Raw genomic sequence first — 17958 nt, 5'->3', positions numbered from 1 at the left:
AGGCCCCGGTCGTTCCGTTCATCGAATCAAGACAATTTGTCGAGGTTGGATGAGCGGGAAGGTCGGGGCCTTGCCTTGACTGGGGACAAGATCCTCTTTAGACTCTTGTACCCCTAAATTTGGCGGGAATTCGTTCCTGCCATTTTGCTTTTCTTGCAAGACAATAGCGTCGCAAGACAACAGTGGAGCTAGTAGATGGCAACTATCAACCAGCTGGTACGTCAGCCGCGTAAGCGTATCGTCGAGAAATCCGACGTGCCTGCGCTGCAGAACTGCCCGCAACGTCGTGGCGTATGCACCCGTGTGTATACCACCACGCCGAAAAAACCTAACTCGGCACTGCGTAAAGTATGCCGTGTGCGTCTGACCAACGGTTTCGAGGTTTCCTCGTACATCGGCGGTGAAGGCCACAACCTGCAAGAGCACAGCGTCGTACTGATCCGTGGCGGCCGTGTAAAAGACTTGCCAGGTGTTCGTTACCACACCGTTCGCGGTTCTTTGGATACTTCCGGCGTTAAAGGTCGTAACCAGGGTCGTTCGAAGTACGGTACCAAGAAGCCTAAGTAGTAGTGGCTTTTTGTAAAAACAGATTTTCTATTTTTCTGAGTCGATAAGAGTAAGGTCGGAGGCGTCCCGAAAGGGCACTGATTCCGAGCGAACCTGAAGACCGTTTGAGGGCTTATCCATGCCAAGAAGACGCGTAGCAGCCAAGCGCGAAGTGCTTGACGATCCAAAATACGGCAGCCAGATCCTGGCCAAGTTCATGAACCACGTAATGGAAAGCGGCAAGAAAGCCGTTGCCGAGCGTATCGTTTATGGCGCGCTGGAAAAAGTTAAAGAACGCAAGAACAGCGACCCCCTGGAAATCTTCGAGAAAGCTCTCGACGCCATCGCTCCGCTGGTCGAAGTAAAGTCGCGCCGTGTAGGCGGTGCTACTTACCAGGTTCCGGTTGAAGTTCGTCCGTCCCGTCGTAACGCTCTGGCAATGCGCTGGTTGGTAGACTTCGCCCGTAAGCGCGGCGAGAAGTCTATGGCTCTGCGTTTGGCTGGCGAACTGTTGGACGCTGCCGAAGGTAAAGGTGCTGCAGTTAAGAAGCGTGAAGACGTGCACCGTATGGCTGAAGCCAACAAGGCTTTCTCGCACTACCGCTTCTAATTTTAGCGTCACTAATTTTGCGAGGGCTTTATGGCTCGTACAACACCGATTAATCGCTACCGTAACATTGGTATCGTTGCTCACGTGGATGCTGGTAAAACCACCACCACCGAGCGCGTCCTTTTTTACACTGGCAAAAGTCACAAAATGGGCGAGGTGCATGACGGCGCCGCGACCACAGACTGGATGGTTCAGGAGCAGGAGCGTGGTATTACCATTACTTCTGCTGCCATTACCGCCTTCTGGCAGGGTTCCGAGAAGCAGCACAAAGACCAATACCGCTTCAACGTCATCGACACCCCGGGCCACGTTGACTTCACTATTGAAGTTGAGCGTTCCCTGCGTGTTCTCGACGGCGCGGTCGTTGTGTTCTGCGGTACCTCGGGTGTTGAGCCTCAGTCGGAAACCGTATGGCGTCAAGCCAACAAATACGGCGTTCCACGTCTTGTTTACGTAAACAAGATGGACCGTGCTGGTGCGAACTTCCTGCGCGTGATCGGTCAGATCAAGCAGCGTCTGGGTCACACCCCGGTGCCAATCCAGTTGGCTATCGGTTCCGAAGACAACTTCCAGGGTCAGATCGATCTGATGGCCATGGAAGCTGTTTACTGGAATGACTCCGACAAAGGCATGGTTCCAGTTCGCAAGCCTATCCCTGCTGAACTGCAGGAACTGGCTGACGAATGGCGCGGCAACATGGTTGAGGCTGCGGCCGAAGCCAGCGAAGAGCTGATGAACAAGTACCTCGAAGGTGAAGAACTCACCAACGCGGAAATCAAGGCCGCTCTGCGTCAGCGTACTATCGCTGGTGAGATCGTTCTGGCTGTTTGCGGTTCTTCCTTCAAGAACAAGGGTGTTCCCCTGGTTCTCGACGCCGTTATCGATTACCTGCCTGCTCCAACCGACATTCCTGCCATCAAGGGTACTGACCCGGATGACGAGGAAAAGCAAATGGAGCGTCACGCAGATGACAGCGAGCCGTTCTCGGCTCTGGCTTTCAAAATTGCTACCGACCCATTCGTGGGTACCTTGACCTTCGTCCGCGTTTACTCGGGCGTGTTGGCCTCCGGCGACGGCGTGATCAACTCGGTTAAGGGCAAGAAAGAGCGCGTGGGTCGTATGGTGCAAATGCACGCAAACGCCCGTGAAGAAATCAAGGAAGTACGCGCTGGTGACATCGCGGCCTTGATCGGCATGAAGGACGTCACCACTGGTGAAACCTTGTGCAGCGCTGACAAGCCAATCATCCTGGTTCGCATGGACTTCCCGGAGCCGGTTATTTCGGTTGCCGTAGAGCCTAAGACCAAGGATGACCAGGAAAAAATGGGTATCGCTCTGGGCAAACTTGCTCAGGAAGATCCATCTTTCCGCGTCAAGACTGATGAAGAGACTGGTCAAACGATCATCTCCGGCATGGGCGAGTTGCACCTGGACATCCTGGTTGACCGGATGCGCCGTGAGTTCAACGTCGAAGCCAACATCGGTAAGCCTCAGGTTTCCTATCGTGAGCGCATCACGAAGAACTGTGAAATCGAAGGCAAGTTCGTTCGTCAATCCGGCGGTCGTGGTCAGTTCGGCCATTGCTGGATCCGTTTTGCTCCTGCTGACGAAGGTCAGGAAGGTCTGCAATTCGTGAACGAAGTAGTGGGTGGTGTGGTTCCTAAGGAATACATCCCGGCTATCCAGAAAGGTATCGAAGAGCAGATGAAGAACGGCGTAGTTGCCGGCTATCCGCTGATCGGCCTGAAGGCTACCGTGTTTGATGGTTCCTACCACGACGTCGACTCGAACGAGATGGCGTTTAAGGTGGCTGCTTCCATGGCGACCAAGCAACTGGCCCAGAAGGGCGGTGGTGAGTTGCTCGAGCCGATCATGGCAGTAGAGGTTGTTACACCTGAAGACTATATGGGTGACGTGATGGGCGACCTTAACCGTCGTCGCGGCATGATCCTGGGTATGGAAGATACGGTTTCCGGTAAAGTAATTCGTGCCGAGGTTCCGTTGGGCGAGATGTTCGGTTATGCGACCGACGTTCGTTCCATGTCCCAAGGTCGCGCAAGCTACTCTATGGAATTCAAAAAATACAATACGGCTCCGTCGCACATCGTCGAAACCGTTACCAAAAAACAAGGCTGATTCAGTCCTTTAGGCTAGGAGTTAATTGTCGTGGCTAAAGAAAAATTTGACCGTACCCTCCCGCACGTCAACGTTGGCACCATTGGTCACGTTGACCACGGTAAAACCACGCTGACCGCTGCTCTGACTCGCGTTTGCTCCGAAGTTTTCGGTTCGGCCGTTGTTGCTTTCGACAAGATCGACAGCGCTCCGGAAGAGAAGGCTCGTGGTATCACCATCAACACCGCGCACGTTGAATACAACTCGCTGATCCGTCACTACGCTCACGTTGACTGCCCAGGTCACGCTGACTATGTGAAGAACATGATCACCGGTGCTGCTCAGATGGACGGCGCTATCCTGGTTTGCTCGGCCGCTGATGGTCCGATGCCACAAACCCGTGAGCACATCCTGCTGTCCCGTCAGGTTGGCGTTCCGTACATCGTTGTCTTCCTGAACAAGGCTGACATGGTTGACGACGCTGAGCTGCTGGAACTGGTTGAGATGGAAGTGCGCGATCTGCTGAGCACTTACGACTTCCCAGGTGACGACACTCCGATCATCATCGGTTCGGCTCTGATGGCTCTGAACGGCCAAGACGACAACGAAATGGGCACCACTGCCGTTCGTAAACTGGTTGAGACTCTGGACAGCTACATCCCGGATCCAGTTCGTGTTATCGACAAGCCGTTCCTGATGCCAATCGAAGACGTATTCTCGATCTCCGGTCGCGGTACTGTTGTAACTGGCCGTATCGAGCGCGGTATCGTCAAGGTTCAGGATCCACTGGAAATCGTTGGTCTGCGTGACACCACCGTCACCACCTGCACCGGTGTTGAAATGTTCCGTAAGCTGCTCGACGAAGGTCGTGCTGGCGAGAACTGCGGCGTTCTGCTGCGTGGTACCAAGCGTGACGACGTTGAGCGTGGCCAGGTTCTGGTTAAGCCAGGTTCGGTTAAGCCGCACACCAAGTTCGAAGCTGAAGTCTACGTTCTGAGCAAAGAAGAAGGCGGCCGTCACACTCCGTTCTTCAAAGGCTACCGTCCACAGTTCTACTTCCGTACGACTGACGTGACTGGTAACTGCGAACTGCCGGAAGGCGTTGAAATGGTAATGCCGGGCGACAACATCAAAATGGTTGTCACCCTGATCAAGACCATCGCAATGGAAGACGGTCTGCGTTTCGCTATCCGTGAAGGCGGTCGTACCGTCGGCGCTGGCGTCGTAGCCAAAATCATCGAGTAAGCTCTTTTTGAGTAAGCTTTGATGAGTTGAAAAAGCCCCCGCTTAGCGGGGGCTTTTTTATTGGGTTGACACCTATCTGGGGCGTCTATAGAATTGCGCCTCCTTTTAACGGGCGTATTGCGCCCGGTGGGAATAGCAGCCGGAGTCTGAAATCCAATGCAAAATCAGCAAATCCGTATCAGGTTGAAGGCTTTTGACCATCGCCTGATCGACCAATCCACCCAGGAAATCGTGGAAACCGCGAAACGTACTGGTGCTCAAGTGCGTGGTCCAATTCCACTGCCTACCCGTAAAGAGCGGTTCACCGTTCTGGTCTCCCCGCACGTCAACAAAGACGCGCGTGACCAGTACGAGATCCGTACTCATAAGCGCGTTCTGGACATCGTCCAGCCAACGGATAAAACCGTTGATGCTCTTATGAAGCTTGATCTTGCGGCCGGTGTGGAAGTGCAGATCAGCCTCGGCTAAGACTCGGTCTTAGTCGTGTAACGCTCTGAAATGGGCGGCCATAGCGGGTGAAAGCCCCGTACACTCATGAGGTTTACAACATGACTATTGGTGTAGTCGGTCGTAAATGCGGTATGACCCGTATTTTCACCGAAGAAGGTGTCTCCATTCCGGTCACGGTCATTGAGATCGAGCCGAATCGCGTCACCCAGTTCAAAACTGAAGAAACCGATGGCTATCGTGCAGTGCAAGTCACTGTAGGCGAGCGTCGTGCTTCGCGTGTTACAGCTGCTCAGGCTGGCCACTTCGCTAAAGCGAACGTTGCCGCTGGTCGTACCGTAATGGAATTCCGCCTTGAAGAAGGCGAGTACCAGGCCGGCGATCTGATCAACGCTGAAATCTTCGCCGCTGGTCAACTGGTTGATGTAACCGGTCAGTCCAAAGGTAAAGGCTTCCAGGGTACGATCAAGCGTTGGAACTTCCGCGGGCAAGATAATACCCACGGTAACTCCGTGTCCCACCGCGTTCCAGGCTCTATCGGCCAGTGCCAGACTCCTGGTCGTGTATTCAAGGGCAAAAAAATGTCCGGTCATATGGGCGCTGAGCGCGTGACCGTGCAGTCCCTCGAAGTAGTGCGCGTGGACGCTGAACGCAATCTGTTGTTGGTCAAGGGCGCTGTTCCTGGCGCTACTGGCGGCAACTTGGTTGTACGTCCAGCAGCCAAGGCTCGCGGTTAAGGGGAAGCTGACATGCAATTAAATGTAAATGACGCTCAAGCGATCGAAGTTTCCGAACTGACATTTGGCGGCGAATTCAACGAGACGCTGGTTCACCAAGCAGTCGTGGCCTACATGGCCGGCGGCCGTCAAGGTAGCAAGCAGCAAAAGACCCGTTCCGACGTTCGTGGTGGTGGTAAGCGCCCATGGCGTCAGAAAGGTACTGGCCGTGCTCGTGCCGGTACTATCCGTAGCCCAATCTGGCGTGGCGGCGGTACCACTTTCGCAGCTCGTCCTCAGGATCACACCCAGAAGCTGAACAAGAAGATGTATCGCGCAGCAATGCGTTCCATCCTTGCTGAGCTGGTGCGTACTGATCGTCTGGTTGTGGTTCAGGACTTCGCTGTTGATGCACCGAAGACCAAAGATCTGCTGAACAAACTGACCGGCATGGGCCTGACTGACGTCTTGATCGTGTCTGAAGTAGTTGATCAGAACCTGTACCTGGCTGCTCGCAACCTGCCACACGTTGATGTACGTGACGTGCAAGGTTCCGATCCAGTTAGTCTGATCGCATACGACAAGGTGTTGATCACCGTGTCGGCCGTGAAGAAATTCGAGGAGCTGCTGGGATGAACCAGGAACGCGTATTTAAAGTTCTGCTTGGCCCGCACGTTTCCGAGAAGGCTACGGTTCTGGCTGACAAGAAAGGCCAGTTCGTTTTCAAGGTTGCAACTGACGCAACCAAGCTGGAAATCAAGAAGGCCGTCGAAAGCCTGTTCAGCGTGAAAGTAGAGCGTGTTACTACCCTGAATGTTCTGGGTAAGAGCAAGCGCACTGCTCGCGGTCTGGGCAAGCGTAATGACTGGAAGAAGGCAGTTATCTCCCTTCAGCCAGGCCAAGATCTCGATTTCAGCAGCAGTGCTGAGTAAGGAAGGGGTGCATCATGGCAATCGTTAAATGCAAACCGACTTCCCCTGGCCGCCGTTTTGTGGTCAAGGTGGTCAACCAGGAGCTGCATAAAGGCGCTCCTCACGCACCGCTGCTCGAGAAAAAATCGAAGACTGGTGGTCGTAACAACAATGGTCGTATTACCACTCGTCACATTGGTGGTGGCCATAAGCAGCATTATCGTCTGGTCGATTTCCGTCGCAACGACAAAGATGGCATCGCTGCCACTGTCGAGCGTATTGAATACGATCCAAACCGTACTGCTCACATCGCTCTGCTGCTGTACGCAGATGGCGAGCGTCGCTACATCATCGCCCCTAAAGGCGTGAGTGCTGGCGACCAGCTGATCGCAGGTGCTTTGGCGCCGATCAAGCCGGGCAACGCTCTGCAACTGCGTAACATTCCAGTTGGTAGCACCGTACACGGCATCGAATTGAAGCCAGGTAAAGGCGCACAAATCGCTCGTTCCGCTGGTGCTTCGGCTCAGCTGATCGCTCGTGAAGGTGTCTACGTGACCCTGCGTCTGCGTTCTGGTGAGATGCGTAAAGTGCTGGCTGAATGCCGCGCGACCCTGGGTGAAGTCTCGAACTCCGAGCACAGCCTGCGTTCGCTGGGTAAAGCTGGTGCCAAACGCTGGCGTGGCGTTCGCCCAACCGTTCGTGGTGTTGCCATGAACCCGGTTGACCACCCACATGGTGGTGGTGAAGGTCGTACCTCTGGTGGTCGTCATCCGGTATCGCCATGGGGCTTCCCGACTAAGGGCGCGAAGACTCGTGGTAATAAGCGTACCGACAAAATGATCGTCCGTCGTCGCAAGTAAATAGAGGGATACGACAGTGCCACGTTCTCTGAAAAAAGGTCCTTTTATCGATCTTCACCTACTGAAGAAGATCGAAGTGGCGGCGGAAAAGAACGATCGCAAACCAGTTAAAACCTGGTCGCGCCGTTCGATGATCCTGCCACAAATGGTCGGTCTGACCATCGCAGTACACAACGGTCGTCAACATGTGCCAGTTCTCGTGAACGAAGACATGGTCGGCCACAAACTGGGCGAGTTCGCCGGTACCCGCACATATCGTGGGCACGTGGCTGACAAGAAAGCCAAGCGTTAAGGGGTTAGGAAATGGAAGTAGCCGCTAAGTTGTCGGGCGCTCGAATCTCCGCCCAGAAAGCCCGCTTGGTCGCCGACCAGATCCGCGGGAAGAAGGTGGGCGAAGCGCTCAACTTGTTGGCTTTCAGCAGTAAGAAAGCCGCCGAGATCATGAAGAAAGTGCTGGAGTCGGCCGTAGCCAACGCCGAGCATAACGAAGGCGCAGACGTTGATGACCTTAAAGTCAGCACCGTTTTCGTCAACGAAGGGCGTTCGCTGAAGCGAATCATGCCACGTGCCAAAGGCCGTGCTGATCGCATCGTCAAGCGGTCTTGCCATATCACTGTCAAGGTTGCTGACAAGTAACGGAGTCGAAGAGATGGGTCAGAAAGTACATCCCATTGGCATTCGCCTGGGAATCGTCAAGGAGCACACCTCCGTCTGGTACGCAGACGGTCGGACTTATGCGGACTATTTGTTCGCTGATCTGAAGGTGCGTGAGTATCTCCAAGACAAACTAAAAAGCGCGTCCGTAAGCCGTATCGATATCCATCGTCCGGCCCAAACTGCACGTATCACCATCCACACCGCTCGTCCAGGTATCGTTATCGGGAAGAAAGGTGAAGATGTTGAGAAACTGCGTCAGGACCTGACCAAGCAAATGGGTGTGCCTGTGCACATCAATATCGAAGAAATCCGCAAGCCGGAACTCGACGGTATGTTGGTTGCGCAGAGCGTAGCTCAGCAGCTGGAGCGTCGCGTAATGTTCCGTCGCGCTATGAAGCGCGCTGTACAGAACGCCATGCGCATTGGTGCCAAAGGCATCAAAATCCAAGTGAGCGGTCGTCTCGGCGGTGCTGAAATCGCACGTACTGAATGGTATCGCGAAGGTCGTGTGCCACTGCACACCCTGCGTGCCGACATCGACTATGCCAACTACGAAGCTCACACCACTTATGGTGTGATCGGTGTAAAGGTTTGGATCTTCAAAGGCGAAGTAATTGGTGGTCGCCAAGAAGAGCTGAAACCACAAGCACCAGCGCCTCGTAAAAAAGCTGCTAAGTAAGGGGTACGCCAAATGTTGCAACCAAAGCGTACGAAGTTCCGCAAGCAAATGACTGGTCACAACCGTGGCCTGGCATTGCGCGGTAGCAAAGTCAGCTTCGGCGAGTATGCGCTGAAGTCTGTAGCTCGTGGTCGTCTCACCGCTCGTCAGATCGAGTCAGCGCGTCGTGCACTGACCCGTCACGTTAAACGTGGCGGCAAGATCTGGATCCGTGTATTCCCGGACAAGCCTATTTCCAAAAAGCCACTCGAAGTTCGGATGGGTAAAGGTAAGGGTAACGTGGAGTACTGGGTTGCCCAGATTCAGCCAGGCAAAGTCCTGTATGAAATCGAGGGCGTTACTGAAGAGCTGGCGCGTGAGGCTTTTGCCCTGGCTGCTGCAAAGCTGCCGCTCGCCACCGCCTTTGTTAAACGGACGGTGATGTGATGAAAGCGAATGAACTTCGTGAAAAAGACGCGCCGCAGCTTAACGAGCAACTGCTCGGCCTGCTGCGCGACCAGTTCAATCTGCGCATGCAGAAAGCAACTGGCCAGTTGGGGCAGTCTCACCTGCTCCGGCAAGTTAAGCGTGACATCGCTCGCGTGAAGACTGTGCTCAAACAGCAGGCAGGTAAGTAATCATGGCTGAAGCCGAAAAAACCGTCCGTACGCTGACTGGCCGTGTTGTCAGCGACAAAATGGACAAGACCATCACCGTTCTGATCGAGCGTCGCGTAAAGCACCCGATCTACGGTAAATACGTTAAGCGTTCGACTAAGCTGCACGCGCACGACGAAACCAATCAGTGCCACATCGGCGACAAAGTCACTATTCGTGAAACTCGTCCTTTGGCCAAGACCAAGTCTTGGGCGCTGGTTGATGTTCTCGAACGCGCTGTGGAAGTCTAAGGACTAGGGGTCGGAGAAATTATATGATTCAGACTCAATCCATGCTCGATGTGGCCGATAACAGCGGCGCTCGCCGCGTTATGTGCATCAAGGTGCTGGGTGGCTCCCATCGTCGTTACGCTGGTATCGGTGACATCATCAAAGTTACCGTGAAGGAAGCAATTCCTCGCGGTAAGGTGAAAAAAGGCCAAGTGATGACTGCTGTTGTAGTCCGCACTCGTCACGGCGTACGCCGTGCAGATGGCTCCATTATCCGCTTTGATGGCAACGCTGCTGTTCTTCTGAACAACAAGCAAGAGCCGATCGGCACCCGTATCTTTGGGCCAGTGACCCGTGAACTTCGTACTGAGAAGTTCATGAAGATCGTCTCGCTCGCCCCAGAAGTGCTGTAAGGAGATCCGACATGCAAAAGATTCGTCGTGACGACGAGATCATCGTGATCGCCGGCAAAGACAAAGGTAAGCGCGGTAAGGTGCTTAAGGTTCTCGCTAATAACCGTTTGGTTATTGGTGGTCTGAACCTGGTTAAGCGTCATACCAAGCCTAACCCGATGTCGGGCGTGCAGGGCGGTATCGTCGAAAAAGAAGCTCCACTGGATGCTTCTAACGTCGCCATTTTCAACGGCGAAACCAACAAGGCTGACCGCGTTGGTTTCAAAGTAGAAGACGGCAAGAAAATTCGTGTCTTCAAGTCGACCCAAAAAGCGGTTGATGCTTGAACACTGCTAGGTAGATGAGACCATGGCACGACTAAAAGAGATTTACCGGAAGGAAATCGCTCCGAAACTTAAGGAAGAACTTAAGCTTTCGAACGTGATGGAAGTTCCGCGCGTTACCAAAATCACCCTGAACATGGGTCTGGGCGAAGCGATCGGCGACAAAAAAGTCATCGAACACGCTGTTGCTGACCTGGAAAAGATCACCGGCCAGAAAGTCGTTGTGACTTACGCTCGGAAATCCATCGCTGGCTTTAAAGTCCGTGAAGGTTGGCCGATCGGCGTCAAAGTGACCCTGCGCCGTGAGCGTATGTACGAATTCCTGGATCGTCTGCTGTCGATCTCCCTGCCTCGGGTCCGCGACTTCCGCGGCCTGAATGCCAAGTCCTTCGATGGTCGTGGTAACTACAGCATGGGCGTTAAAGAGCAGATCATCTTCCCGGAAATCGACTACGACAAGATCGATGCTCTCCGCGGTCTGGACATTACCCTGACCACCACTGCCAAGAACGATGATGAAGGTCGCGCCCTGTTGCGTGCTTTCAAATTCCCGTTCCGCAACTGATTGGAGTAGGAAAATGGCCAAGATGAGCATGAAAAACCGCGAGCTGAAGCGTCAGCTCACGGTTGCCAAGTACGCCAAAAAGCGTGCAGCACTGAAAGCTATCATCGTTGATCTGAACGCAAGTCCAGAAGCGCGTTGGGAAGCTACAGTAGCTCTGCAGAAGCAGCCACGTGACGCAAGCGCTTCGCGCATGCGTAACCGCTGCCGCCTGACCGGTCGTCCACACGGCGTTTACCGCAAGTTCGGCCTTGGCCGTAACAAGCTGCGTGAAGCTGCAATGCGTGGTGACGTACCTGGTCTGGTTAAAGCCAGCTGGTAAGCACTATCAAAGTCTCGGCGTTCGGGATCGCGAGATCCTGACCGCCGGTGACCTTGAACTTGAATCAAGCCCCTTTTGGGGCTTGATTCATTTGTGGGGTGTGTCTAGAATACCCGGCTCGCCTGAGCCCGTGCTTTTTCCGCATGGATGAGCTCGGCGACAAGTAGTAGCCGCAAGGCTAATTTTTTTGTATTAGGAGCGTCTAGCCCATGAGTATGCAGGACCCGTTAGCGGACATGCTAACTCGAATCCGTAATGCCCAGATGGCTGAAAAGTCCGTCGTAAGCATGCCATCTTCTACTTTGAAGGTAGCTGTTGCCAAAGTCCTGAAGGACGAAGGTTACATTGCGGGTTATCAGATCAGCAGCGAAATCAAGCCACTGCTGTCCATCGAGCTGAAGTACTTCGAAGGCCGTCCGGTCATCGAGGAAGTGAAGCGCGTTAGCCGTCCAGGCCTGCGTCAGTACAAGTCCGTCGATGATCTGCCAAAAGTTCGTGGCGGTCTCGGTGTGTCTATCGTCTCCACCAACAAAGGTGTGATGACGGATCGTGCTGCGCGCGCTGCCGGTGTCGGCGGCGAAGTTCTTTGCACTGTGTTCTAAGGGGGGATAAGCATGTCACGCGTCGCTAAGAACCCCGTTAAGCTGCCAGCCGGTGTCGAAGTCAAATTCGCAGGCCAACAGCTTTCGGTGAAGGGTGCCAAGGGCACTCTCGAACTGAACATCCATTCGTCCGTTGAGATCGTTGAAGAAGCTGGTGAGCTGCGTTTCGCTGCTCGCAATGGCGATCAACAAACTCGCGCAATGGCTGGTACCACTCGTGCGTTGGTAAACAACATGGTCCAAGGCGTAAGCCAAGGCTTCGAGCGCAAGCTCCAGCTGGTCGGTGTTGGTTACAAAGCGCAAGCAAAAGGCACAGTGCTGAACCTGGCTCTTGGCTTCTCGCACCCAGTGGATTATGAACTGCCGGAAGGCATCACCGCTGAGACTCCTAGCCAGACCGATATCCTGATCAAGGGCATCGACAAGCAGCTGGTAGGTCAAGTGGCCGCCGAGATCCGCGACTTCCGTCCACCAGAGCCGTACAAAGGCAAAGGTGTGCGCTACGCGGACGAAGTCGTCCGTCGTAAAGAAGCCAAGAAGAAGTAGGGCATAGCAAATGACCGACAAAAAAGTTACTCGACTGCGTCGCGCTCGCAAAGCACGCCTGAAAATGCACGAACTCGAAGTCGTGCGTCTCTGCGTGTTCCGCTCGTCGCAGCACATCTACGCCCAGGTCATTTCGGCCGACGGCAACAAAGTCCTGGCATCTGCCTCGACTTTGGATAAAGAACTGCGTGATGGCGCCACTGGCAACATCGACGCGGCCACTAAGGTTGGCCAGCTGGTCGCTACGCGTGCTAAAGCCGCTGGCGTCTCGCAGGTGGCTTTCGACCGCTCTGGCTTCAAGTACCACGGCCGCGTCAAGGCGCTGGCTGATGCTGCTCGTGAAGCTGGGCTGGAGTTCTAAGTTATGTCAAATAACGACCAAAAGCGCGACGAAGGCTACATCGAGAAGCTGGTTCAAGTTAACCGCGTAGCCAAAACCGTTAAAGGCGGCCGTATCTTCACTTTCACCGCGTTGACCGTGGTTGGTGATGGTAAAGGGCGCGTTGGCTTCGGCCGTGGCAAGTCGCGTGAAGTGCCTGCTGCGATCCAGAAGGCAATGGAAGCTGCTCGCCGCAACATGATCCAAGTTGATCTGAACGGCACCACTCTGCAGTACGCAATGAAGTCCGCCCATGGCGCTTCGAAGGTGTACATGCAGCCTGCTTCTGAAGGTACCGGTATCATCGCTGGCGGCGCTATGCGTGCTGTCCTCGAAGTTGCTGGCGTTCAGAACGTTCTGGCCAAGTGCTACGGCTCGACTAACCCGGTAAACGTGGTTCACGCCACTTTCAAAGGTTTGAAAGCTATGCAGTCTCCTGAATCCATTGCCGCCAAGCGTGGCAAAAGCGTCAAGGAGATCTTCTGATCATGGCTACCGTTAAAGTTACGCTGATCAAAAGCATGACCGGCCGCATCCCTAACCACAAACTGTGCGTTAAGGGTCTGGGTCTGCGTCGCATCGGTCACACTGTAGAAGTACTTGATACTCCCGAGAATCGCGGGATGATCAACAAGGCTTACTACATGCTGCGTGTCGAGGGTTAATCGATGAAACTCAATGATCTGAGTCCAGCGCCGGGTTCCCGTCGCGAAAAGCATCGTCCGGGCCGTGGTATCGGTAGTGGTTTGGGCAAGACCGGTGGCCGTGGCCACAAAGGTCAGTCCTCCCGCTCCGGTGGCACTATTGCTCCAGGCTTTGAAGGCGGTCAACAGCCGCTGCATCGTCGCCTGCCGAAGTTCGGTTTCGTTTCCCTGAAAGCCATGGACCGCGCAGAAGTGCGTCTGTCCGAGCTGGCTAAAGTGGAAGGCGACATCGTCACCGTGCAGTCCTTGAAAGATGCCAACGTGATCAACGTCAACGTACAGCGTGTGAAAATCATGCTGTCCGGCGAAGTGACTCGCGCTGTTACCATCGGAAAGGGAATCGGCGCCACCAAAGGTGCGCGTGCGGCTATCGAAGCAGCTGGCGGCAAGTTCGAGGAATAAATGGCTAAGCAAGGTGCTCTCTCTGCGCTCGGCAAAGGCGGTATGTCTGAACTCTGGGCTCGTCTGCGTTTTCTGTTCCTGGCGATTATCGTCTACCGAATAGGCGCACACATCCCGGTTCCAGGTATCAACCCGGACCGACTCGCGGACCTGTTTCGACAGAATGAGGGGACCATTCTTAGCTTGTTCAACATGTTTTCCGGCGGCGCGCTGGAGCGGATGAGCATCTTTGCACTGGGGATCATGCCGTACATCTCGGCATCGATCATCATGCAACTGATGAGCGCCGTCAGCCCGCAGCTGGAGCAGTTGAAGAAGGAAGGTGAAGCTGGCCGTCGCAAGATCAGCCAGTACACCCGCTACGGCACTGTCGTCCTCGCTCTTGTTCAGGCAATTGGCATGTCCATTGGTCTGGCAGGGCAGGGCGTTGCGTTCACTGGTGACTTTGGCTTCCATTTCGTCGCGGTATCCACTTTTGTGGCTGGTGCGATGTTCATGATGTGGCTGGGTGAGCAGATTACTGAGCGTGGTGTTGGCAACGGTATCTCGATGTTGATTTTTTCGGGTATCGTCGCCGGTCTTCCGAGAGCGATCGGGCAGTCTTTCGAGTCTGCACGTCAGGGTGATATCAACATCTTCGCCCTGGTTGCCATCGGTTTGCTGGCAGTAGCGATTATCGGTTTCGTGGTGTTCATTGAGCGTGGTCAGCGTCGTATTGCTGTTCACTACGCCAAGCGTCAGCAGGGCCGTAAGGTCTTCGCTGCGCAGACTAGCCACTTGCCGCTGAAGGTGAACATGGCCGGTGTTATTCCGGCCATTTTCGCGAGCAGCATTTTGCTGTTCCCGGCTTCGTTGGGTGCCTGGTTCGGCCAGTCTGAAGGTATGGGCTGGTTGCAGGACATCTCGCAGTCGATCGCTCCTGGTCAGCCGTTGAATATTCTGCTGTTTAGTGCAGGGATTATTTTCTTCTGCTTCTTCTATACGGCGTTGATGTTCAATCCGAAAGACGTAGCGGAAAACCTGAAGAAGTCCGGTGCCTTTATTCCGGGCATCCGTCCAGGTGAGCAGTCTGCGCGCTACATTGATGGCGTTCTGACTCGCTTGACCATGTTCGGTGCTCTTTACATGACGGCCGTGTGCCTGTTGCCCCAATTCCTGGTGGTTGCAGCAAACGTACCGTTCTACCTTGGCGGGACCTCGTTGCTGATCGTCGTCGTGGTTGTGATGGACTTCATGTCCCAAGTACAATCGCACCTCGTTTCGCACCAGTACGAATCCCTGATGAAGAAAGCCAACCTGAAGGGTTACGGCAGCGGCATGTTGCGCTGAGTACCCATAAGGTTCGAGGAGTTGGTGATGAAAGTTCGTGCATCGGTGAAAAAGCTGTGCCGTAACTGCAAGATTATTCGCCGCGAAGGTGTTGTTCGAGTAATTTGCAGCGCGGAACCGCGTCACAAACAGCGCCAAGGCTGAGTGTGATTGTGCTTCAAGCCCGGTAGCTAGTGCGCTACCGGGTTGATTATTTGTTATTACAGCGATATTATCTCGCGCCCTATTTCTTGGCTTCCGGGGCGTAGGTAGCTGTCAATTGGAGTCCCACTGAATGGCCCGTATTGCAGGCGTTAACATTCCAGATAACAAGCATACTGTTATCTCGCTGACCTACATCTATGGTGTTGGTCGCACTACTGCACAGAAGATCTGTGCAGTGACTGGGGTAAACCCAGCCGCAAAGATCAAAGATCTGAGCGACGAGCAGATTGAACAGCTGCGTGGCGAAGTGGCGAAGTTCACCACTGAAGGTGACCTGCGTCGCGAAATCAACATGAAAATCAAGCGTTTGATGGACCTCGGTTGCTATCGCGGTCTGCGTCATCGTCGTGGTCTTCCAGTGCGCGGTCAGCGTACCAAGACTAACGCGCGTACCCGTAAAGGTCCGCGTAAGCCGATCCGCAAGTAATCGCCCCAGCGAATCGACAGGAAATTAATCATGGCTAAACCTGCTGCTCGTCCTCGTAAAAAAGTTAAAAAGACAGTGGTTGATGGCATTGCCCACATCCATGCTTCTTTTAACAACACAATCGTGACCATCACCGACCGTCAAGGCAACGCTCTTTCCTGGGCTACCTCCGGTGGTTCGGGTTTCCGCGGTTCCCGCAAGTCCACCCCGTTTGCTGCTCAAGTAGCTGCTGAACGTGCTGGTCAAGCTGCGCTGGAATACGGTCTGAAAAACCTCGACGTTAACGTCAAAGGTCCAGGCCCAGGTCGTGAATCTGCAGTCCGCGCTTTGAACGGCTGTGGCTACAAGATCGCCAGCATCACCGACGTGACGCCAATCCCGCACAACGGGTGCCGTCCGCCGAAGAAGCGCCGCGTGTAATCCAGGAGATTGTAAAGAATGGCTCGTTACATTGGTCCAAAATGCAAACTCGCTCGTCGCGAAGGCACCGATCTCTTTCTGAAGAGCGGCGTGCGCGCGATCGAATCGAAGTGCAACATTGAAGCAGCACCTGGTATCCACGGCCAACGCCGCGGTCGCCAGTCCGATTACGGCACCCAACTGCGTGAAAAGCAGAAGGTCCGTCGTATCTACGGCGTTCTCGAGCGTCAATTCAGCGGCTACTACAAAGAAGCTGCTGGCAAGAAAGGTGCAACTGGTGAAAACCTGCTGCAACTGCTCGAATGCCGTCTGGACAACGTTGTATACCGTATGGGTTTTGGCTCTACTCGTGCCGAATCCCGTCAGCTGGTATCGCACAAATCCGTCAGCGTTAACGGTCAGACCGTAAACGTGCCGTCGTACCAGGTTCGTGCTGGTGACGTGGTCGCGATTCGCGAGAAAGCAAAGAACCAACTTCGCATTGTCCAAGCTCTCGATCTGTGTGCCCAACGTGGCCGCGTAGAATGGGTAGAAGTAGACACTGAGAAGAAGTCGGGCGTTTTCAAGAACGTTCCAGCTCGCAGTGATCTGTCCGCCGACATCAACGAAAGCCTGATTGTCGAGCTCTACTCCAAGTAAGGGCTAGAAAATAGGTGCATCCATGCAGATTTCGGTAAATGAGTTCCTGACACCCCGCCATATTGATGTGCAGGTTGTCAGTCCAACCCGCGCCAAGATCACTCTCGAGCCTCTCGAGCGTGGTTTCGGCCACACCCTGGGCAACGCGCTGCGCCGCATCCTGTTGTCCTCAATGCCCGGCTGTGCAGTAGTCGAGGCCGAGATTGACGGTGTACTCCATGAGTACAGCGCCATCGAAGGCGTACAGGAAGACGTAATTGAAATCCTGTTGAACCTTAAAGGTCTGGCTATCAAGCTGCACGGTCGTGACGAAGTTACGCTGACCTTGTCGAAGAAGGGTTCGGGGGTGGTTACCGCTGCCGATATTCAGCTGGATCATGATGTCGAGATCGTTAACCCCGATCACGTAATCGCTAACCTGGCGTCTAACGGCGCCCTGAACATGAAGCTCACCGTAGCTCGTGGTCGTGGTTATGAACCGGCAGACTCGCGTCAGAGCGATGAAGACGAAAGCCGCAGCATCGGTCGCTTGCAGCTTGACTCTTCGTTCAGCCCGGTTCGCCGTATCGCATACGTGGTGGAAAACGCCCGTGTCGAGCAGCGTACTAACCTGGACAAGCTGGTTATTGATCTGGAAACCAACGGTACTCTGGATCCTGAAGAGGCTATCCGCCGCGCTGCAACCATTCTGCAACAGCAGTTGGCTGCGTTCGTCGACCTCAAAGGTGACAGTGAGCCAGTGGTTGTCGAGCAGGAAGACGAGATCGATCCGATCCTGCTTCGCCCGGTTGACGATCTGGAACTGACTGTACGTTCGGCTAACTGCCTTAAGGCGGAAAACATCTACTACATCGGTGACCTGATTCAGCGTACCGAAGTAGAGCTGTTGAAGACTCCGAACCTTGGCAAGAAATCCTTGACTGAAATCAAGGACGTTCTGGCCTCCCGCGGTCTGTCCCTCGGCATGCGCCTCGACAACTGGCCGCCTGCAAGTCTTAAGAAGGACGACAAGGCGACTGCCTGATCGTCGTAATC

Annotated in this window: 31 protein-coding genes; all 31 read left to right on the top strand. The window is 54.3% G+C overall.

The annotated features are described in order from the left end of the window. The first annotated feature begins 195 nt into the window (after positions 1-195). Positions 196-567 carry a 30S ribosomal protein S12 gene (gene rpsL, locus ACA073_RS23620; protein ID WP_002555494.1) on the top strand — a complete coding sequence of 124 codons (372 nt, stop codon included), beginning with the start codon at positions 196-198 and terminating at the stop codon, positions 565-567. A gap of 118 nt (positions 568-685) precedes the next feature. Then, complete coding sequence (gene rpsG, locus ACA073_RS23615; RefSeq protein ID WP_002555493.1) at positions 686-1156, top strand: 30S ribosomal protein S7; 471 nt, start codon at positions 686-688, stop codon at positions 1154-1156. Between the two features lie 30 nt (positions 1157-1186). Then, positions 1187-3292, top strand: a complete 2106-nt coding sequence (gene fusA, locus ACA073_RS23610) for an elongation factor G (protein WP_150582440.1) — start codon at positions 1187-1189, stop codon at positions 3290-3292. 30 nt (positions 3293-3322) lie between these two features. Further along, a complete protein-coding gene (gene tuf / locus ACA073_RS23605; protein ID WP_007896660.1) occupies positions 3323-4516 on the top strand; it encodes an elongation factor Tu in 1194 nt (397 codons plus the stop codon). 156 nt (positions 4517-4672) lie between these two features. Next, positions 4673-4984: a 30S ribosomal protein S10 gene (gene rpsJ, locus ACA073_RS23600; protein ID WP_003186070.1), complete on the top strand. Its 312-nt coding sequence runs from the start codon at positions 4673-4675 to the stop codon at positions 4982-4984. 80 nt (positions 4985-5064) lie between these two features. After that, positions 5065-5700, top strand: coding sequence for a 50S ribosomal protein L3 (gene rplC / locus ACA073_RS23595; RefSeq protein WP_003186059.1), 636 nt, complete (start codon positions 5065-5067; stop codon positions 5698-5700). A gap of 12 nt (positions 5701-5712) precedes the next feature. Beyond that, positions 5713-6315, top strand: coding sequence for a 50S ribosomal protein L4 (gene rplD, locus ACA073_RS23590; RefSeq protein ID WP_007896707.1), 603 nt, complete (start codon positions 5713-5715; stop codon positions 6313-6315). Beyond that, a complete protein-coding gene (gene rplW, locus ACA073_RS23585) occupies positions 6312-6611 on the top strand; it encodes a 50S ribosomal protein L23 (RefSeq protein ID WP_002555488.1) in 300 nt (99 codons plus the stop codon). The genes rplD and rplW overlap by 4 nt, the downstream gene beginning before the upstream one ends. Positions 6612-6625: 14 nt before the next feature. Next, entirely contained in the window at positions 6626-7450 is an 825-nt protein-coding gene (gene rplB / locus ACA073_RS23580; RefSeq protein WP_003210080.1) for a 50S ribosomal protein L2, read from the top strand. Between the two features lie 16 nt (positions 7451-7466). Next, entirely contained in the window at positions 7467-7742 is a 276-nt protein-coding gene (rpsS, locus tag ACA073_RS23575) for a 30S ribosomal protein S19 (protein WP_002555486.1), read from the top strand. Positions 7743-7753: 11 nt separating this feature from the next. Continuing rightward, entirely contained in the window at positions 7754-8086 is a 333-nt protein-coding gene (gene rplV, locus ACA073_RS23570; protein ID WP_003103908.1) for a 50S ribosomal protein L22, read from the top strand. Positions 8087-8099: 13 nt separating this feature from the next. Beyond that, a complete protein-coding gene (gene rpsC / locus ACA073_RS23565) occupies positions 8100-8786 on the top strand; it encodes a 30S ribosomal protein S3 (RefSeq protein WP_003176422.1) in 687 nt (228 codons plus the stop codon). 12 nt (positions 8787-8798) lie between these two features. Next, the gene (gene rplP, locus ACA073_RS23560; RefSeq protein ID WP_261740739.1) at positions 8799-9212 is read left to right on the top strand and encodes a 50S ribosomal protein L16; all 414 of its coding nucleotides are present in this window, start codon (positions 8799-8801) and stop codon (positions 9210-9212) included. Further along, entirely contained in the window at positions 9212-9403 is a 192-nt protein-coding gene (gene rpmC, locus ACA073_RS23555) for a 50S ribosomal protein L29 (RefSeq protein ID WP_008030901.1), read from the top strand. Before rplP ends, rpmC begins: the two co-directional genes overlap by 1 nt. Before the next feature lie 2 nt (positions 9404-9405). Beyond that, positions 9406-9672 (top strand): 30S ribosomal protein S17, encoded by a 267-nt coding sequence (gene rpsQ / locus ACA073_RS23550; protein ID WP_003176419.1) that lies wholly within the window; start codon positions 9406-9408, stop codon positions 9670-9672. A 23-nt stretch (positions 9673-9695) separates the two neighbouring features. Then, positions 9696-10064 (top strand): 50S ribosomal protein L14, encoded by a 369-nt coding sequence (rplN, locus tag ACA073_RS23545; RefSeq protein ID WP_002555479.1) that lies wholly within the window; start codon positions 9696-9698, stop codon positions 10062-10064. An 11-nt stretch (positions 10065-10075) separates the two neighbouring features. After that, on the top strand, positions 10076-10390 hold the full coding sequence (gene rplX, locus ACA073_RS23540) for a 50S ribosomal protein L24 (protein WP_003176416.1): 315 nt from the start codon (positions 10076-10078) through the stop codon (positions 10388-10390). A gap of 22 nt (positions 10391-10412) precedes the next feature. Next, positions 10413-10952, top strand: coding sequence for a 50S ribosomal protein L5 (gene rplE / locus ACA073_RS23535; protein ID WP_003210069.1), 540 nt, complete (start codon positions 10413-10415; stop codon positions 10950-10952). Between the two features lie 13 nt (positions 10953-10965). Beyond that, a complete protein-coding gene (gene rpsN / locus ACA073_RS23530) occupies positions 10966-11271 on the top strand; it encodes a 30S ribosomal protein S14 (RefSeq protein WP_003176414.1) in 306 nt (101 codons plus the stop codon). 209 nt (positions 11272-11480) lie between these two features. Then, complete coding sequence (gene rpsH / locus ACA073_RS23525; protein WP_003186040.1) at positions 11481-11873, top strand: 30S ribosomal protein S8; 393 nt, start codon at positions 11481-11483, stop codon at positions 11871-11873. A 12-nt stretch (positions 11874-11885) separates the two neighbouring features. Continuing rightward, positions 11886-12419, top strand: coding sequence for a 50S ribosomal protein L6 (gene rplF, locus ACA073_RS23520; RefSeq protein ID WP_003176412.1), 534 nt, complete (start codon positions 11886-11888; stop codon positions 12417-12419). Positions 12420-12429: 10 nt separating this feature from the next. Next, the gene (rplR, locus tag ACA073_RS23515; RefSeq protein WP_003186037.1) at positions 12430-12780 is read left to right on the top strand and encodes a 50S ribosomal protein L18; all 351 of its coding nucleotides are present in this window, start codon (positions 12430-12432) and stop codon (positions 12778-12780) included. A gap of 3 nt (positions 12781-12783) precedes the next feature. Then, positions 12784-13284 (top strand): 30S ribosomal protein S5, encoded by a 501-nt coding sequence (gene rpsE, locus ACA073_RS23510; protein WP_003186035.1) that lies wholly within the window; start codon positions 12784-12786, stop codon positions 13282-13284. Between the two features lie 2 nt (positions 13285-13286). Continuing rightward, positions 13287-13463, top strand: a complete 177-nt coding sequence (rpmD, locus tag ACA073_RS23505) for a 50S ribosomal protein L30 (RefSeq protein WP_003186033.1) — start codon at positions 13287-13289, stop codon at positions 13461-13463. A 3-nt stretch (positions 13464-13466) separates the two neighbouring features. Then, on the top strand, positions 13467-13904 hold the full coding sequence (gene rplO, locus ACA073_RS23500) for a 50S ribosomal protein L15 (protein ID WP_007896782.1): 438 nt from the start codon (positions 13467-13469) through the stop codon (positions 13902-13904). Further along, a complete protein-coding gene (gene secY / locus ACA073_RS23495) occupies positions 13905-15233 on the top strand; it encodes a preprotein translocase subunit SecY (protein WP_414908691.1) in 1329 nt (442 codons plus the stop codon). It abuts the gene before it with no gap. Positions 15234-15260: 27 nt separating this feature from the next. After that, positions 15261-15377, top strand: coding sequence for a 50S ribosomal protein L36 (gene rpmJ, locus ACA073_RS23490; protein WP_002555468.1), 117 nt, complete (start codon positions 15261-15263; stop codon positions 15375-15377). A gap of 130 nt (positions 15378-15507) precedes the next feature. Further along, the gene (gene rpsM / locus ACA073_RS23485) at positions 15508-15864 is read left to right on the top strand and encodes a 30S ribosomal protein S13 (RefSeq protein ID WP_003186020.1); all 357 of its coding nucleotides are present in this window, start codon (positions 15508-15510) and stop codon (positions 15862-15864) included. Between the two features lie 30 nt (positions 15865-15894). Then, positions 15895-16284, top strand: a complete 390-nt coding sequence (rpsK, locus tag ACA073_RS23480) for a 30S ribosomal protein S11 (RefSeq protein ID WP_002555466.1) — start codon at positions 15895-15897, stop codon at positions 16282-16284. Positions 16285-16302: 18 nt separating this feature from the next. After that, positions 16303-16923, top strand: a complete 621-nt coding sequence (gene rpsD, locus ACA073_RS23475) for a 30S ribosomal protein S4 (protein ID WP_003210056.1) — start codon at positions 16303-16305, stop codon at positions 16921-16923. Between the two features lie 22 nt (positions 16924-16945). Beyond that, positions 16946-17947 carry a DNA-directed RNA polymerase subunit alpha gene (locus ACA073_RS23470; RefSeq protein WP_003186012.1) on the top strand — a complete coding sequence of 334 codons (1002 nt, stop codon included), beginning with the start codon at positions 16946-16948 and terminating at the stop codon, positions 17945-17947. Positions 17948-17958 lie beyond the last annotated feature (11 nt).

It is taken from the genome of Pseudomonas sp. LBUM1670, from assembly GCF_059695695.1.
Note: the sequence above shows the minus strand (reverse complement) of the source record. Positions and strands in the feature narration are given on the sequence as shown.

Coding starts and splice junctions, on each gene's coding strand:
- rpsL (WP_002555494.1), top strand. CDS start 196: ATGGCAACTATCAACCAGCTGGTACGTCAGCCGCGTAAGCGTATCGTC.
- rpsG (WP_002555493.1), top strand. CDS start 686: ATGCCAAGAAGACGCGTAGCAGCCAAGCGCGAAGTGCTTGACGATCCA.
- fusA (WP_150582440.1), top strand. CDS start 1,187: ATGGCTCGTACAACACCGATTAATCGCTACCGTAACATTGGTATCGTT.
- rpsJ (WP_003186070.1), top strand. CDS start 4,673: ATGCAAAATCAGCAAATCCGTATCAGGTTGAAGGCTTTTGACCATCGC.
- rplC (WP_003186059.1), top strand. CDS start 5,065: ATGACTATTGGTGTAGTCGGTCGTAAATGCGGTATGACCCGTATTTTC.
- rplD (WP_007896707.1), top strand. CDS start 5,713: ATGCAATTAAATGTAAATGACGCTCAAGCGATCGAAGTTTCCGAACTG.
- rplW (WP_002555488.1), top strand. CDS start 6,312: ATGAACCAGGAACGCGTATTTAAAGTTCTGCTTGGCCCGCACGTTTCC.
- rplB (WP_003210080.1), top strand. CDS start 6,626: ATGGCAATCGTTAAATGCAAACCGACTTCCCCTGGCCGCCGTTTTGTG.
- rplV (WP_003103908.1), top strand. CDS start 7,754: ATGGAAGTAGCCGCTAAGTTGTCGGGCGCTCGAATCTCCGCCCAGAAA.
- rpsC (WP_003176422.1), top strand. CDS start 8,100: ATGGGTCAGAAAGTACATCCCATTGGCATTCGCCTGGGAATCGTCAAG.
- rplP (WP_261740739.1), top strand. CDS start 8,799: ATGTTGCAACCAAAGCGTACGAAGTTCCGCAAGCAAATGACTGGTCAC.
- rpmC (WP_008030901.1), top strand. CDS start 9,212: ATGAAAGCGAATGAACTTCGTGAAAAAGACGCGCCGCAGCTTAACGAG.
- rpsQ (WP_003176419.1), top strand. CDS start 9,406: ATGGCTGAAGCCGAAAAAACCGTCCGTACGCTGACTGGCCGTGTTGTC.
- rplN (WP_002555479.1), top strand. CDS start 9,696: ATGATTCAGACTCAATCCATGCTCGATGTGGCCGATAACAGCGGCGCT.
- rplX (WP_003176416.1), top strand. CDS start 10,076: ATGCAAAAGATTCGTCGTGACGACGAGATCATCGTGATCGCCGGCAAA.
- rplE (WP_003210069.1), top strand. CDS start 10,413: ATGGCACGACTAAAAGAGATTTACCGGAAGGAAATCGCTCCGAAACTT.
- rpsN (WP_003176414.1), top strand. CDS start 10,966: ATGGCCAAGATGAGCATGAAAAACCGCGAGCTGAAGCGTCAGCTCACG.
- rpsH (WP_003186040.1), top strand. CDS start 11,481: ATGAGTATGCAGGACCCGTTAGCGGACATGCTAACTCGAATCCGTAAT.
- rplF (WP_003176412.1), top strand. CDS start 11,886: ATGTCACGCGTCGCTAAGAACCCCGTTAAGCTGCCAGCCGGTGTCGAA.
- rplR (WP_003186037.1), top strand. CDS start 12,430: ATGACCGACAAAAAAGTTACTCGACTGCGTCGCGCTCGCAAAGCACGC.
- rpsE (WP_003186035.1), top strand. CDS start 12,784: ATGTCAAATAACGACCAAAAGCGCGACGAAGGCTACATCGAGAAGCTG.
- rpmD (WP_003186033.1), top strand. CDS start 13,287: ATGGCTACCGTTAAAGTTACGCTGATCAAAAGCATGACCGGCCGCATC.
- rplO (WP_007896782.1), top strand. CDS start 13,467: ATGAAACTCAATGATCTGAGTCCAGCGCCGGGTTCCCGTCGCGAAAAG.
- secY (WP_414908691.1), top strand. CDS start 13,905: ATGGCTAAGCAAGGTGCTCTCTCTGCGCTCGGCAAAGGCGGTATGTCT.
- rpmJ (WP_002555468.1), top strand. CDS start 15,261: ATGAAAGTTCGTGCATCGGTGAAAAAGCTGTGCCGTAACTGCAAGATT.
- rpsM (WP_003186020.1), top strand. CDS start 15,508: ATGGCCCGTATTGCAGGCGTTAACATTCCAGATAACAAGCATACTGTT.
- rpsK (WP_002555466.1), top strand. CDS start 15,895: ATGGCTAAACCTGCTGCTCGTCCTCGTAAAAAAGTTAAAAAGACAGTG.
- rpsD (WP_003210056.1), top strand. CDS start 16,303: ATGGCTCGTTACATTGGTCCAAAATGCAAACTCGCTCGTCGCGAAGGC.
- ACA073_RS23470 (WP_003186012.1), top strand. CDS start 16,946: ATGCAGATTTCGGTAAATGAGTTCCTGACACCCCGCCATATTGATGTG.